The organism is Antarctobacter aquimaris (assembly GCF_900184945.1).
GTDB classification, from domain to species: Bacteria; Pseudomonadota; Alphaproteobacteria; order Rhodobacterales; family Rhodobacteraceae; genus Maliponia; species Maliponia aquimaris.
Window position 1 is genome coordinate 22,441 of record NZ_FXYF01000026.1, and the last position, 14,401, is coordinate 36,841.

General features: G+C 63.8%; 13 protein-coding genes. 2 read left to right on the forward strand and 11 right to left on the reverse strand.

Going from position 1 to position 14,401, the window contains the following annotated elements:
* Positions 1–5 precede the first annotated feature (5 nt).
* Positions 6–359: a RidA family protein gene (locus MAA8898_RS24510; protein ID WP_094023653.1), complete on the forward strand. Its 354-nt coding sequence runs from the start codon at positions 6–8 to the stop codon at positions 357–359.
* Positions 360–493: 134 nt separating this feature from the next.
* On the opposite strand, the gene MAA8898_RS27170 is transcribed toward MAA8898_RS24510, so the two are convergent.
* From MAA8898_RS27170 to MAA8898_RS24535, 6 genes are all read right to left on the reverse strand, one after another.
* Positions 494–817 (reverse strand): integrase core domain-containing protein, encoded by a 324-nt coding sequence (locus tag MAA8898_RS27170; RefSeq protein ID WP_176445314.1) that lies wholly within the window; start codon positions 815–817, stop codon positions 494–496.
* Between the two features lie 496 nt (positions 818–1,313).
* Positions 1,314–3,065 (reverse strand): SulP family inorganic anion transporter, encoded by a 1,752-nt coding sequence (locus tag MAA8898_RS24520; RefSeq protein WP_094023655.1) that lies wholly within the window; start codon positions 3,063–3,065, stop codon positions 1,314–1,316.
* Positions 3,066–3,069: 4 nt separating this feature from the next.
* Entirely contained in the window at positions 3,070–4,689 is a 1,620-nt protein-coding gene (locus tag MAA8898_RS24525) for a sulfatase-like hydrolase/transferase (RefSeq protein WP_245853623.1), read from the reverse strand.
* 81 nt (positions 4,690–4,770) lie between these two features.
* Positions 4,771–5,802, reverse strand: coding sequence for a TAXI family TRAP transporter solute-binding subunit (locus MAA8898_RS24530; protein WP_094023657.1), 1,032 nt, complete (start codon positions 5,800–5,802; stop codon positions 4,771–4,773).
* Positions 5,803–5,824: 22 nt separating this feature from the next.
* Positions 5,825–5,962, reverse strand: coding sequence for a hypothetical protein (locus tag MAA8898_RS26985; RefSeq protein WP_245853625.1), 138 nt, complete (start codon positions 5,960–5,962; stop codon positions 5,825–5,827).
* 86 nt (positions 5,963–6,048) lie between these two features.
* Positions 6,049–7,686, reverse strand: coding sequence for a TRAP transporter permease (locus MAA8898_RS24535; protein ID WP_245853627.1), 1,638 nt, complete (start codon positions 7,684–7,686; stop codon positions 6,049–6,051).
* Positions 7,687–7,814: 128 nt separating this feature from the next.
* Here MAA8898_RS24535 and MAA8898_RS24540 point away from each other — a divergent pair, with 128 nt between their 5' ends.
* A complete protein-coding gene (locus tag MAA8898_RS24540) occupies positions 7,815–8,597 on the forward strand; it encodes an IclR family transcriptional regulator (RefSeq protein ID WP_094023658.1) in 783 nt (260 codons plus the stop codon).
* A gap of 60 nt (positions 8,598–8,657) precedes the next feature.
* Here MAA8898_RS24540 and MAA8898_RS24545 read toward each other — a convergent pair whose 3' ends face one another.
* From MAA8898_RS24545 to MAA8898_RS26485, 5 genes are all read right to left on the reverse strand, one after another.
* Positions 8,658–10,628, reverse strand: coding sequence for an acetoacetate--CoA ligase (locus tag MAA8898_RS24545; protein WP_217900541.1), 1,971 nt, complete (start codon positions 10,626–10,628; stop codon positions 8,658–8,660).
* On the reverse strand, positions 10,625–11,878 hold the full coding sequence (fahA, locus tag MAA8898_RS24550) for a fumarylacetoacetase (protein WP_094023659.1): 1,254 nt from the start codon (positions 11,876–11,878) through the stop codon (positions 10,625–10,627). Before fahA ends, MAA8898_RS24545 begins: the two co-directional genes overlap by 4 nt.
* A gap of 14 nt (positions 11,879–11,892) precedes the next feature.
* On the reverse strand, positions 11,893–12,522 hold the full coding sequence (gene maiA / locus MAA8898_RS24555) for a maleylacetoacetate isomerase (protein WP_094023660.1): 630 nt from the start codon (positions 12,520–12,522) through the stop codon (positions 11,893–11,895).
* On the reverse strand, positions 12,519–13,868 hold the full coding sequence (hmgA, locus tag MAA8898_RS24560; protein WP_094023661.1) for a homogentisate 1,2-dioxygenase: 1,350 nt from the start codon (positions 13,866–13,868) through the stop codon (positions 12,519–12,521). Before hmgA ends, maiA begins: the two co-directional genes overlap by 4 nt.
* A gap of 94 nt (positions 13,869–13,962) precedes the next feature.
* Positions 13,963–14,100, reverse strand: coding sequence for a hypothetical protein (locus MAA8898_RS26485; protein WP_176445315.1), 138 nt, complete (start codon positions 14,098–14,100; stop codon positions 13,963–13,965).
* Positions 14,101–14,401: the final 301 nt, after the last annotated feature.

Here is a 14,401-nt window from a genome sequence, read left to right on the forward strand (position 1 = left end):
CTCGCATGACCCTCCAAAGATTGAGCCCGGGCCCCCGCATGAGCGAGGCAGTCCGCATTGGCGACATTGCTTTCCTGGCAGGCCAGATTCCTGACGATCTGACGGGCGATATCACCGCACAGACGCGCGAGGTGTTGGATAACCTGGATGCGGTGATGGCCGAGCTGGGTGGAAGCAAGGCCGATATCGCTTCGGTTCAGGTCTGGCTCAGCGACATGACTGATTTCCAAGGCATGAACGCGGTTTGGGACGCATGGGTCGATCCCGCCAACCCACCGGCTCGCGCAACCTGCGGCGTGGCGCTCGCACGCCCTGGGATGCGCGTCGAAATGGTCGCGGTCGCTCGCGTTCCGAAGTGAGGCTGCAACGATCGGATTTTGCGGCAGCAGGTGGAACTGGCGCCACAAAGGCACCATGAAATGCCCCCGACAAGGGTTTGACGCCTTTCCCTGCTGACGGCATCACGGTGTGACAAGCCAGTGGTGACAAACCATCAACTGACGGCGTGAACCGCCCCAGGTTTCCGAGATGTCTCTTTGTTCCTAACCTGCGCGGCATTCTGAAGGTCGCTCATCTGATCGTAGAACGCGTCCTCCATTTCCTGCGGCGGCTTGTGACGGGTGGCGCTGTGTCGCCGCTCGTTGGTATACTGACGGACCCGCTGCAGCGTCGTCCACTCGACTTCGAAGGTGGACTTCCAGGGACCAGGGAAGTTGATGACCTCGATCTTGAACAGGCCGATGATGCCCTCGGCGAGCGCGTTGTCATAGCTGTCGGCCACGCTGCCCACCGAGGTATCGACGTCGGCACCGGCCACGCGCCCGGTGTAGCGGATGGGCAGATCGCCTGGTTCGGGGCATCCGGCACGGTGAGCGATCAGCGCGCCACCGGTTCAAGCGCGATCGCGAACGGTGGTCATCTATGTCGAAACGCACCAACCCACGATCCTGACCCCGCTGACTGCGGGCGATTTCGTCGGGCAACAGGGGCATTCCCGTGTCGCGGACGGCTCCTTCGCTGCCGACCACGGCACCTTCTGGGGCCGCAAGATCGGCCGAGCGGCCGAAGCAATACCCGATGACACCCCCCGATCCCAAGGCTTCGTGCGCATGCCCGACGCCGAGTTCGAGCCGATCCCGACGCGGGCGGTCGAGGGGAAGCCGGATCAAAGGAACGTCCAGTTCTCCCCCCCATTTCCAGCCGTAGCTCAGGGTATCGCGTCACTTGCCCTGCTGTTCGTCATAGAGAGCAAGGTCACAAAACAGCCATGGAGCGTTCCGGGACCGCGCCTGGAAATCACTGGCGACGTTCAATCAGGCGCCGGGTTTGTCGCTGCATTCCTTGAAACACCGGATGTCGCAAGACCCGCAGATCCGGTCCGACGCCCGAGCAACCGCAGGACGGATTGCATCAGACTTGTGGGGATGCACGTTTTCCGGCCCCAGGACCTCGAGACAGTGCAGGCGTTCGAGAACGTTGAGAACGCTTGGATTGGCGGCGATCAGGTGCAGGTCTTTGCCATGCGATCGCGCGCGCCGCGCTTCCGAAAGGATGAAGTCCGCCCCGGCGAGGTCGATCTTGCCGACCCCCTTGAGGTTGAGGATGCAGGTCTTGATGCCGTCTTTCTCTTCCATCCGCCGGAATTCGCGCTCGACATGCTCGATCGACGCAAAGAACAGCGGCCCTTCGATACGCACGAAGCGGATTTGCGGGCATTGCGGCAGGGAAAACGTCTCGGCGTTCATGAAGACACGGCGGCCGTTCACTTCGGTCGGTGCGCCGACCGCGACCAGGGGACGCGCGCTCTTGTTCAGGAAGACCGACAGCGAGGCCACGACGCCGACGAGGATCGCGAAGTCGAGCTCGGACAGGGTGCCGGTGAAAAAGGTCGCGCCAAGGATGAAGGTTTCGGACCGGCTGGTCGTCACGATGTGGCGAATCTCCGCGACGTTTATCAGTTTCCACGCGACATAGAGGATGATCGCCGCCATGGCGGGCACCGGCACGAACCGCACGAAGGGCGCAAGCAGAACCAGCAGGATGGCCAGAAAGCCCGCCGCAAAGATCGCCGACATCGGCGAGGTTGCGCCGCTTTCCGCATTCAGGCCGGAGCGGGTGAAGGAGCCCGAGCCAGCGTAGCACCGAAAGAAGCTGCCGATGAGGTTCGACAGCCCTTGCCCGATCATTTCCTGGTTCGAATCGTAGGTCTCTCCGCGTCGTATGGCGAAGGATTTGCCGATCGAGATCGCCTCCAGCAAACCGACGCAGGCCACCGCCGCAGCGGCGGGCAGAAGCGGTCCGATGGTCTGGATGTCCAGTTCCGGCGCTCGGAATGTAGGCAGGATGGCATCCAGCGGTGCGAACATCTGCACTCCGGATGCCTCAGCTCCCAGCGCGATGGCGGCGACAGAGCCGACCACGAGCGCGATGATGTAGCCCGGCAGTCGGCGGCTGATCCGGGCCGAGACGACCAGGCTGACCAGAGTCACCGCAGAGATGATCACCGCGTCGGTGTTCAGCGCGCCGATGTCAGATCCGATCCCCGAGAGGCGATTGAGCACGCCGCCTGTCCCGCTGGAAAGGCCCAGTGCCGGGCCAAGCTGCGATACGCCGATCAGGACCGCGGCGGCGGCGGTGAACCCGACGATGACGGAATGGGAGATGAACGCGATCAGGCCTCCGAGCCCCGCCAGCCCGGCCGCCAGCTGCAGGACGCCGACAAGAAAGGTCAACGCCAGCGCAAGGGCGATATAGGCCTCGCTGCCGGGGACGGCGAGGCCGCTCAGCGATGCGAAAAGCACCGCGGAAATGGCCGTCGTCGGACCCGACACCATGACGCGCGAGGATCCCCAGAGCGCGGCGACGATTGTCACGACGATCGCCGTGTAGAGTCCGTACTCCGGCGGCAGGCCCGCGATGATGGCGAACGCGACGCCTTGTGGCAGGACGATCGTTGCGTTGGTCAGTCCGGCGAGCGCATCGGCCTTCCATGACGCCGCGGTTCGGTCGTAGAACCACGGCCGGATCGGCGATAGCTGTCGCAGAATCACGTTTGCCCGTGCCATCGGGTCAGGAGCCCTTGCCGATGTCTTTCTCGCCGGCTCCGTCCTGCCGCAGCACCCCGCGCAGTTCGTCCTCGTTGCGGTAGCCGATCAGGATGCCCGCCTTGGCTTCTCCGAGAACGGCGTCACGCGCGGCGATCCAGGCATCCGACCGTGTCGTGCGCTGCGACGTGCGGCGCGTCCAGGCAAAGAACAGCTTTTCCAGACGGGCGATCTCATCCGCGCAGGCGGGATCCGCGCCAAGATCGGCGAACTCGCCCGGGTCGGTTTCCAGGTCGAAGAGCATCGGGCGAAACCCCTCTGCAAAGACGTATTTCCAGCGCCCGTCGAACAGCATCGTCAGCTTGGCGTCCTTGACCTCGACGCCAAGCCGTCGCCGGACATCGCGCATCGAATAGTCGTATTCGGAAATGACGAAATCCCGCAGCCCTTCGGACTGCCCGTGCAGGATCGGCATCAGCGACCTTCCCTCGATGACATGGGGAACCGCGTCGCCGCCGAAAAAATCGAGAAGCGTCGGCACGACGTCGATGGCCTCGACGAGCGCCGGGGATTTCAGGCCGCGGGTCGTGTCGGCCTCGGGGCGCGGGTCGACCACGATGAGGGGAATGCGCGCCGAAGCGTCGTGGAACAGCTCTTTCTCGCCCATCCAGTGATCGCCCAGATAGTCGCCGTGATCGGAGGTGAAGACGATCATCGTCTCGTCCGTCAGGCCCTGTTCGTCGAGAAACGCCATCAACCTGCCCATCTGGTCGTCGATCTGCTTGATCAGGCCCATGTAGGCGGTCAGCACGCGGGTGCGCGTGCCGTCGTCGCAAAAGGCACGGCTGACGCGTTCCTCCATGAAGGCACCGTAAACGGGGTGCGGGTCTGCGCGTTCGGACTCGCTGCGCACCGGGTCCAGGTGAGTTTCCGGACCATACATGTCGTGATAGGGGGCCGGCACGATATAGGGCCAATGCGGCTTGATATAGCTCAGATGCAGGCACCAGGGCGTGTCGCCCGCCTCGCGGATGAAGTCCATCGCGCGGGAGGTGATATAAGGCGTTTCGCTCTCCTCATCTGCGGCGCGGGCGGGTTTGTCGGCGTTGTCCATGAACCAGCCGCTGAGGATGTTGCCGTCCTCGTCCTCGGCGCTGTTTGCGACGCTCTGCCAGGGGTTGTCATCAGGCCAGCCGCGGTCTTTCATGTAGGTGTCATAGGCCGCGTTGCGCGGGTAGCGCGCGCCGTTCGGGTGCAGCCCGTCATCGCGTTCATAGGGCTCGAACCCGCATTCTGACACCAGGGCGCCGATCTGGCTGTCGGGGGCGAGGCCGAGGCGTTTCATGCCTTCCACATCCGCGGTCATGTGGGTCTTGCCACACAGCGCGGTGCGCACGCCGAGCGGGCGAAGATGGTCGCCAAGCGTCATCTCGCCCACCTTGAGCGGAATGCCGTTCCAGGTGGAGCCGTGCGAGCTGACGTAGCGCCCGGTATAGAAGGACATCCGCGACGGGCCGCAGATCGGCGACTGGACATAGGCGCGGTCGAACAGGACGCCGCGCTCCGCGAGCCGGTCGATATGGGGCGTGTGCAGATGCGGATGCCCCGTGCAGGACAGGTAATCCCACCGGAGTTGATCGCACATGATGAAAAGAACGTTCCTGGTCATGATCCGGCACCACTTGGAATTCGGGCCGGGGCGCTGCCGCCCCGACCTTTGTTTGGTTTACATGCGGGCGGCGTCGGGAATCGCCACACCCAGCTCTTCAAGCGCGCGAAGCGCGCCCGGGTGCAACGGCATGTTGATGTCCTGCACGGCCACCTCGGGCGTGATCGCCGCGAGCCAGGGCGCACTGTCGCGCATCTCCGCCACGCCGGCATAGAACGCCTTGGTCATTGCGTAGATCATCTCTTCGTCGGCATCTTCGTTGGTGACAATGCCGACCGTCACGCGCAGCGTGGTGGTATCCTCGGTGTTGACCTGGTTGGCGCCGTAGATACCCACCGGCAGCGTGGCAAGCCCGAAACCGGGGCGGCTTGCCAGGGCCTTGATCGCTTCCGATTCAAGCTGGTCCTGGGGGATGCCGAGAAACCGGATCGGATTGGTCACGGCAATCTGGGTCAGCACCGGGCTGGGCGCGTTGGTCGGGTTGCAGTAGATATCCAGATTGCCATCCTGGAAGGACGCGGCGGCAGCATCCCAGCCGAGTTTGACGGCCTCGAAATCGGTACCTGCCTTCAGGCCGGTGACCGCCTCGAAAAGCTGTTCCATCGTTGCGTAGGCTGCGCTTCCCGGCGGGCCGAGAAAGACCCGCTTGCCCTTGGCCTGATCCAGCGAGGTGATGCCCGACGACTCGTAGACGGCGATATGATAGACGCCCATCGGAAAGTTCAGCAACGTGCGCAGCTTGGCTGCCAGTTCCGGGGCCTGATCTATCTTTTCGAACATCGCCCGCTGGTTGACCATGAGGGCATGCAGCGCCGGCGAGGACATGCAGAATGCCGTCTTGCCCATCGCCACTTCCAGAACGTGACGGGTGGCCGCGCCGGTGGCGTTGAGCTGGATCTCGTAGTCCGGCAAATCGCGGTTGATGATATTGGCAAAGGTGGTCATCACCAGGTTCGGGCTGGTCCCCGGCCCGAGGGTCGACATGCGCAGCAGTTCCTTGGCCAGAGCGGCGCGCGGCAGCATGGCCAGAGTTGCGGCGGCTGCGGTGCCGGCCAAGAGGCTGCGACGGTTGAGGTGGGATGTCTTCATGATTGGGTTCTCCTCATTGCGATCATGAAACTTGGTCTTTGACGTTCAATTCCAGCCGGTCGACATACATCAGCCCCAGGGCAGCGACTGCGGCGATCCAGGAAACCATCGGCCCGAAGAAGATGAGCGCGATGGCCAGCCCCAGGCCGACGGGCACCATGTAGGCCTTGCCGCGGCGGGGATAGCAGGCGCGCGAGATCAGGATCGTGGCAAGCAGGACGAACAGGATCGACTGTGCGGAGTCGCTCAGGTCGAACCGGTTCCCAGCAGCAGCGCCGGCTGGTAGATGAATGCGAACGGGATCACGAAGCCCGGGAGCGCCAGCCGCGAAGCTTCGAGCGCAGTGCCCATCGGGCTGGCGCCCGCGATCGGGGCTGCGGCAAAGGCGGCCAGTGCAACCGGCGGGGTGACGGCCGACAGCACGCCGAAATAGAGCACGAACATGTGGGTATGGACGATCGGCACGCCAAGCTTCTGCAGCGACGGCCCCATCACCAGCACGATGATCAGATAGGCCGGAACCGTCGGCATCCCCATGCCCAGCAGCAAGCAGGCGATGGCCATCAGGATCAGCGACACGATCAACTGGTCTTCGGCGAGGCTTGCAAGCAGCGAGGCAAAGCGCAGCCCCACGCCGGTCAGGTTCAACACGCCGATGACGATCCCGACAGCCCCGACGATGACCACCAGCTGCGCCGAGATCAGCCCGGCCGAACGGATGAATTTCACCCAGGCCGCACCGTTGGTCAGCAGGTCGGGACGGATGGCAAAGCCGAGAACCGCAGCGAGGGCCACACCGACAAAGCCGGCATAGGCGGGCGAAGAGCCGCCGACCATCGTCACCACGATACCGGCAAGGGCCAGCACGAAGATCCCCATCTGCACGAGTTCGCGCCAGTTGAACGAGATGTTCGGGCGGGCTTCCGCAGCCAGGTCCATGTTCCGCGCTGCACTGGAGATCGCGACGAACAGGCCGCCGTAGTAAAGCAGGGCGGGCACGGCGGCAGCGGCGCAGATGGTCAGATAGGGCACGCTTGTGACGTCGGCCATGATGAAGGCGACGGCGCCCATGATCGGCGGGGTGATCTGCCCGCCGCTCGAGGCCGCTGACTCCACCGCCGCCGCGAAACGGGGCGAGAAACCGCGTTTCTTGATCAGCGGAATGGTGATCACGCCGGTGCCCACGACATTGGCCACCGCGCTGCCCGAAATTGTCCCGAACAACCCGCTGGCCACCGTGGCGGCGGCGGCCGGGCCGGAGCGCATCCGCCCGGTCGCGGCCATCGCGAGCCGCACAAGCACCAAGTCGATCGCGAGCAGTTCGAGAAGCGCGCCGAAGATGATGAAAATCAGGATGGTCGAGACAACGGTGGCCATGGGACGTCCGAACACACCGTCGAACGAATACCACAGGACGGTCATCAATTCCTCGGTGGAGATACCTGCATGTCTCAGGAACCCGGGCGCCAGATGTCCGAAGGCGCCATAGGCAAGCAGCACGCCGGCCACCGCCGCCATCACAAGGCCGACCGACCGCCGCGTCAGTTCGATGACCGCGATGAGCCCGGCAAGCCCCAGCCAGATGTCGGTCGACGTCAGAAAGTAAAGCCCGGTTTCGATCTCCTCGGCGGCACGGAAATACTGGTAGACGCTCAGGGACAACGTGATCGCAGTCGCCACCAGCAGACCGCGATCGGCTAGGCTGCCGGAACGTGCCAGACCGGTCAGAATGATCACCAACCCGCCAGCCAGCAACATGCCGACACGAAGGTAGGAATCGGAGAACACGCCGAACACCGACACGTAGAACACAACGCCGATGATAGCGAGCGAAAGCCCGGATGTGACGTGGTGCAAAAAAGCGGATTTATTGAGCTCCGACACGATGTCCTCCTTACGTGACTGGCCCGGGTCAGCCCCGATATCCGACTCGGAGCCGCCTGCGCAGGAAAAGATCTATTGAAAAGCCGGATTTCTGTCGATTTAGTGTTCCACCAGGTGAAAGGCGCGACATGACCAAGCTTAACCGATCCATCGAACGCGGGCTCACGGTTCTTGAGGTCATCCACACCTCGGGGGCCAGCTCGCTTGCCTTCCTGGCGGCGCGGACGGGGCTTTCGAAACCGACGCTGTTGCGCATCTGTGCAACCCTGGAAAGCCGGCGCTGGCTGATCCGCAGAAGCAATGATGGATGGTATCAACTCGGGTCGGCCTTTCCGCAGGCCGGCGGCATGCCGGACCTGGTCGACCGGCTGGTGGCCGTTGCCAAGGGAGAGATCGTGCGGCTTACCGAGGAAACCGGGCTCGGCGTCGATCTGGCCGCCGCCATTGGCGGGGGTCGGACCGAGATCGTGGACACCACCCGGGTGTTCAGAAAGCACGGCATCTATCCGGATGCCGTCGGGTTCCGACCCTCTCCGATCCTCTCGGCGCTGGGGGCCGCGTATATCTCGGGACTTTCGATTTCGGCACGGGCCGAGGCGCTGCAGGAACTGGTGAAAAGACTGCCCCGCGAGGATGCCGCCGCCTTGCCGCAACTTCCCAAACTTCTGAAAGCCGTCGCCGAACAGGGCTATGCGACGCGGGCGCGCGATCATTGGGGCCGGGCGGTGGACTACGGCGAGTTGCCAGCCGCCATCGCGGTTCCGATCCTGGCCGGTACAGAGCCGGTCGGTGCGGTCAACCTGGTCTGGAACGCCAACGACCGTTCGGTCGAGGACGTTGCCAGGGACCATCTCGCACGCCTTCAATCGGCAGCCAGGATCATCGGTCAAGCCTACACCGACCTTGGCTGATGCGCCGGCCCTGCGCCTGGGGGGCTGCCAGACCTCCGGCCTGCGTCGGGCCGCAATATGTCAGAGACGCAAGTCCGGTAGATCGCGAAAACGATCCAGAGCTTCGGGATTTTCCAGCGAGTCGGTATTCTTGACGGCGCGTCCGTGCACCACGTCGCGTACCGCAAGTTCACTGATCTTGCCATTCTTGGTGCGCGGAATATCCGCAACGGCGATAACCAGCGCGGGCACATGCCGCGGTGAGCAACCTTGCCGGATCGCGGCCTTGATCTCCTTGATCAGGGCCTCGGTCAGCTCCGCTCCGGGTGAAAGCGTGACAAACAGGACAACGCGCACATCGTCCGTGACATCCTGGCCGACGACCACGGCTTCCTTCACCTGCGGGAAATTCTCGACCTCGGCGTAGATTTCTGCCGTACCGATGCGCACGCCGCCCGGGTTGAGCGTGGCGTCAGAGCGGCCATGAATCACGAAGCCGCCGGTGTCTCGGCGCTCGGCGAAGTCGCCCTGGCACCAGACTCCGGGAAAACGCTCGAAATAGGCGCGGCGGTAGCGCGCGCCGTCCTCGTCGCCCCAAAAGCCCAGCGGCATCGAGGGGAACGGGGCGGTGCAGACAAGCTCGCCCTTCTCGCCGTCCTCGGCGCGGGTGGCGTCGTCGCGCCAGACGTCGACCGCGAGGCCGAAACCTGGACGCTGGATTTCGCCGCGGTGGACCGGCTTTGTCGGATCGCCGGTCACGAAGCATGACACGATGTCGGTCCCGCCCGAAATCGAAGCCAGGTGCAAGTCCCGCTTGATCGCGCCGTAGACGTAGTCGAACCCATCGCCAAGCAAGGGCGAGCCAGTCGACATCATCGCGCGCAAAGCCGTCAGATCATGCTGTGCGCCTGGGCGGAACCCGGCCTTGCGCAGGCTGTCGATGTATTTCGCCGAGATCCCGAAATGGGTCATTCCTTCGTCGCTGGCATAGTCGAACAGAACGTCGGGTCCCGGGTGGAATGGCGAGCCGTCATAGAGCAGCAGCGTCGCGCCGCGGGCGAGACCCGAGACCAGCCAGTTCCACATCATCCATCCCAGTGTGGTGAAGAAGAAAAGCCGATCGCTCGGCCGGATGTCGGCATGCAGCGCGTGTTCCTTGAGATGCTGCAGCAGCACGCCGCCGGCCCGGTGGACGATACATTTCGGCGCGCCGGTGGTGCCGGAGGAAAACAGGATGTACAGAGGATGATCGAACGGCATGCGGGTGAACTTCAGCGGCGCAGCGGCAAACGCAGACTCGAACGCCACGAAGGTGGTCCCGTTGTGCAGGTCGTCTGCCACCTCCGGAGCGGTGCCGAGGTAGTCGATGACCACGGTCCGAGTGAGCGAGGGCAATTGCTGCACGATGGCGCCCAGCTTCTGGCCGATCTCGAACCGCTTGCCGGCATACCAGTAGCCGTCCGTCGCAAAAAGCACCTTCGGCTCGATCTGGCCGAACCGGTCAAGCACCGCACGGGCGCCGAAATCCGGTGACGCCGAGCACCAGGTCGCCCCCAGCGAGACCGCGGCCAGCATCGCCGCCACCGCCTCGGGGCGGTTCGGCAGCAGCCCGGCCACGCGGTCGCCGGGGCCGACACCGGCATCGGCCAGCGCCTGCTGCAACCGAGAGATGTGGACCTGCAAATCGCCCCAGGTCCAGCGGAGCCGCTCCTTGTCCTCGCCGCGGAACACCAGTGCCGGCTCCCCCGGGTCGCGGTCTTTGCCCATTCCCATCAGGTTTTCGGCAAAGTTCAGCTGCGCGTCTGGAAAGAACCGCGTGCCGATCATGTCATCGCCGACCATGAAGGGGCCGTCACCCTTGTGGCCGATCACACCGGAAAAGTCCCAGAGGGCACTCCAGAAACCTTCGGGATCGTCGAGAGCAAACGTCGCAAGGTCGTCACTGTTCGCGACCTCCAGGCTCAGGCGATTGCCGATATGGCGCGCGAATGCCGCGACCTCGGACGACGCAACGCTTTGCTCGGATGGCGTCCACATGATCTCGGCGGTCACGATCGGCCCGCCTCGCCGCTCCGCGCCGGCAAGACGGTCCCGACGCACGGTCCGAACCCGATGCGGTAACCGTCCCCTTGCGCATGACCGTGCAAAGCAAGGGTGTCGCCGTCTTCTATGAAGGTGCGGCTCTGCCCGCCTTCCAGCGTCAGGGGGTCCTTGCCACCCCATGTCATTTCCAGAAGCGACCCGAACATGCCCTTCTCGGGACCGGAGATCGTGCCGGACCCCAGCAGATCGCCGGTGCGCATGGCGCAGCCCGACGAGGCGTGATGCGCAAGCTGCTGTGCGGCCGAATAGTAAAGCGTGTTGTAGTTCGTCCGACAGATTTCGGTGGGTGCTCCCCCCTTTGCGGCCATGGTCACGGAAAGGGCGATGTCATAGAGCATCGGTCCGGTGTCGCGGATATGAGGCAGCAATTCCTTTTCGCGCGGCGGCGTGGCGCAGCGGAACGGCGCCAGCGCCGCCTTGGTCACGACCCAGGGGCTGATCGTGGTCGCAAAGGCCTTCGCCTGAAACGGTCCCAGCGGCTGGTATTCCCAGGCCTGGATGTCGCGCGCCGACCAGTCGTTGAGCAGGACATAGCCAAAGATCATGTCGTCGGCCTCATCCACGCTGATGCGTTCGCCCATCTCGGACGGCATGCCCACGACCGCGCCCATCTCCAATTCGATGTCGAGCCGCTTGCAAGGGCCGAAGCTCGGCATCTCGTCCTGCGGGCCTTTCATCTGGCCCATGGGCCGGTGAAAATCAGTGCCCGAGACGACAACAGTGGACGCGCGGCCATTGTAGCCGATGGGAATGTGCAGCCAGTTGGGCGGCAGGGCGTTCTCCGGATCGCGAAAGAGCGAGCCGACATTGAAGGCATGTTGCCGCCCTGCGTAGAAATCGGTGTATTCGGCGACCGTGAACGGCAGGTGCATCGTGACCCCGGACATGTCATGCAGGGCGGCCCGCACAGCATCCGTCTCATTGCCTTCGCGCAACAGCTCGGTCAGCGTCCGGCGGACGTCTTCCCAAGCCTGTTTCCCCTTGCCCATGAACGTATTGAGCGCAGGTTCGTCGAATCCGTGATCGGGCAGAGACCCGGCAGATTGCAGCGCGGCAAGGTCCAGCACGCTCTCCCCGATGGCCACGGCGCAGCGCGGGGCATCACCGGTCGAGAACACGCCGAACGGCAGGTTGTTCAGAGGAAACGGGCTTTGGGGATCATTTGCGGTCTCAACCCAGGATCGGATCAGATCAGTCATTGGGATATCCTTCGTCAACTTGCGTCGGGTTGGTTTTCGGGGCGGGCCAGATCAAAGGCGGACAAGGCCAGACAGCGGCGTTCGATCTCGGTCAGTCGGGCAAACGGCGTCAGGTCACAGCCCCAGCGATGCGCGTTGTACAGCTGCGGCACGAGGCAGAGATCCGCCAGGCCGGGCATGTCGCCAAAGCAGAACGGCGTGTCCGGGTCGATCAGCTGGTCGAACGCCGCAAAGCCGCGCGTCATCCAGTCGTTCATCCATTCCACCGCCTCGTCCTGGCTGTGGCCCATGGATTTCAGCTTTGCGACCACCCGCAGGTTGTTCACCGGATGCACGTCGGCCGCGATGGTCAGCGCCGCCGCGCGGACCTTCGCACGCTCGACCGCGTCCTGTGGCAAGAGCGCGGGCGCGGGGTGCGTCTCCTCCAGCCAATCAAGGATTGCCATCGACTGGGTGAGGATCGTTCGATCTTCAAGAACGAGCGTCGGCACGCCGCATCCGGGGTTCAGCGCGGCGTAGTCCGGGCGTCTTTGATCGCCGGCGACCAGATTGATCGGGATCGCCGTGTAGGCGATCCCTTTCATGTTGAGGGCGATCCGTACACGATAGGACGTGGTGGATCTCCAGTAGGTATAGAGCTTCATTTCTTGCCCGGCGTGCCGTCGAACTTCTTTTCGATGTCTTTCCAGCAATCGATGTAATCGTCCTGAAGCGGCGCTTCCTTGCCGGCGAACTGCGTCAATTGCTGCGGAAAGCGGGTCTCGAACATGAAGGACATGGTGTTGTCCAGCTTGTCGGGGCCGAGATTGGCGTTGGACGCCTTCTCGAATGCTTCGCGGTCCGGGCCATGGGGCAGCATCATGTTGTGCAGGCTGACCCCGCCCGGAACAAAGCCCTGCGGCTTGGCGTCGTATTCGCCATAGATGTTGCCCATCAGCTCGGACATGATGTTCTTGTGATACCACGGCGGGCGGAAGGTATCTTCCATCACCATCCAGCGTTCGCGGAACAGCACGAAGTCGATGTTGGCCGTGCCGGGCTGGCCCGAGGGGGCGGTCAGCACGGTAAAGATCGACGGGTCCGGGTGGTCGAACAGGATCGCACCCACCGGGCAATAGTTGCGCAGATCGTATTTGTAGGGCGCGTAGTTGCCGTGCCATGCGACCACGTCCAGCGGGCTTTGGTCGATCTTCGTGGTGTGGAACTGGCCGCACCATTTCACGGTCAGGGTCGAGGGCACCTCGCGGTCCTCGAAGGCCGCCACCGGCGCCTTGAAGTCGCGCGGGTTGGCCATGCAGTTCGCGCCGATCGGACCGCGGCCGGGCAGTTCGAACTTCTGGCCGTAGTTCTCGCAGACAAAGCCACGCGCCGGACCGTCGAGCAGTTCGACCCGGTAGACCAGGCCACGCGGAATGATGGCGATTTCCTTGGGTTCAAGGTCGATGACGCCCAGTTCGGTGGCAAAGCGCAGGCGGCCTTCCTGCGGCACAACCAGCAATTCGCTGTCGGCCGAGAAGAAATATTCGTCCACCATCGATTCAGTCACGAGGTAGATATGCGTCGCCATGCCGACCTGCGTGTGGACGTCGCCCGCCGTCGTCATGGTGCGCATCCCGGTCAGCCAGGTCAGCGGCTCGTCCGTATGCGGGACCGGATCCCAACGGTATTGGCCCAGGCTGGTCACGTCGGGATGGATGTCGGGGGCCGACCGGAAGTAAGGCAGGTCGATCTTCGTGTAGCGGTGGCTGTGCTTGACCGACGGACGGATCCGGTAGCACCAGGTGCGTTCCGGGCGAACATCAGTGAACGCCGTCCCCGAGAGCTGCTCACCGTAAAGGCCATAGTTGCATTTCTGCGGGCTGTTCATGCCCTGCGGCAGCGCGCCCGGCAGGGCCTCGGTCTCGAAATCGTTGCCAAAGCCGGGCATGTAACCGGGGGTTGTTGTCGTGCCACTGGCCTTCACAAGCGGTGCTGTGTCCTGGACGTTCATGACGTGCCTCCTGCTTTCCATTGACGGCCTGCTCCACCGGCCGCGAACTCGTCGGAAATTAGGGTGCCATCAATGGAATCGTCGAGAGTGCGTTTCACCAAGTGAAATAGCCGCACACCACATCAATTGGCAGACCTCGTCGGGAATGCTTCGCCGCAACGGGTACCAGCACCACTTCGTTTATGGGCGCCGACCGTCCGACGGCGATATCGGTATCGTCGCCATCCAACATGAGCGCATGCACCAGATTGGCAGGTTCAAGGAAGATAATTCGCGACCGAAGCGGCAGGCGCCAGCACCGATCTGGGCGGTCGGGCCATCGGCGATGTGATCGCCGAGACCGTGAGGATTGCCGCCGCCCCCCCGATACGGAGCGGTTGCCGAAGGCCGATCAGCCAAAGGGCATGGCCCCATCACCAGCCGTGCTGGAACAGCAGGCCGGCCCGTCCGTGGCCTTGCTGCACGATATGCGCCGTCGTGCCGCGACCGGACTGGAACAGGCCGAAACTGTGGCCGCGCCCCGTCTGGGTCAG

Excerpts from the sequence above, each read along its gene's own strand:
- hmgA (WP_094023661.1), bottom strand. The coding sequence starts at position 13,868 with ATGAACGTCCAGGACACAGCACCGCTTGTGAAGGCCAGTGGCACGACA.
- MAA8898_RS24520 (WP_094023655.1), bottom strand. The coding sequence starts at position 3,065 with ATGGCACGGGCAAACGTGATTCTGCGACAGCTATCGCCGATCCGGCCG.
- MAA8898_RS26485 (WP_176445315.1), bottom strand. The coding sequence starts at position 14,100 with ATGTTGGATGGCGACGATACCGATATCGCCGTCGGACGGTCGGCGCCC.
- MAA8898_RS26985 (WP_245853625.1), bottom strand. The coding sequence starts at position 5,962 with ATGGTGCCCGTCGGCCTGGGGCTGGCCATCGCGCTCATCTTCTTCGGG.
- MAA8898_RS24510 (WP_094023653.1), top strand. The coding sequence starts at position 6 with ATGACCCTCCAAAGATTGAGCCCGGGCCCCCGCATGAGCGAGGCAGTC.
- MAA8898_RS24530 (WP_094023657.1), bottom strand. The coding sequence starts at position 5,802 with ATGAAGACATCCCACCTCAACCGTCGCAGCCTCTTGGCCGGCACCGCA.
- MAA8898_RS24525 (WP_245853623.1), bottom strand. The coding sequence starts at position 4,689 with ATGTGCGATCAACTCCGGTGGGATTACCTGTCCTGCACGGGGCATCCG.
- fahA (WP_094023659.1), bottom strand. The coding sequence starts at position 11,878 with ATGACTGATCTGATCCGATCCTGGGTTGAGACCGCAAATGATCCCCAA.
- maiA (WP_094023660.1), bottom strand. The coding sequence starts at position 12,522 with ATGAAGCTCTATACCTACTGGAGATCCACCACGTCCTATCGTGTACGG.
- MAA8898_RS24540 (WP_094023658.1), top strand. The coding sequence starts at position 7,815 with ATGACCAAGCTTAACCGATCCATCGAACGCGGGCTCACGGTTCTTGAG.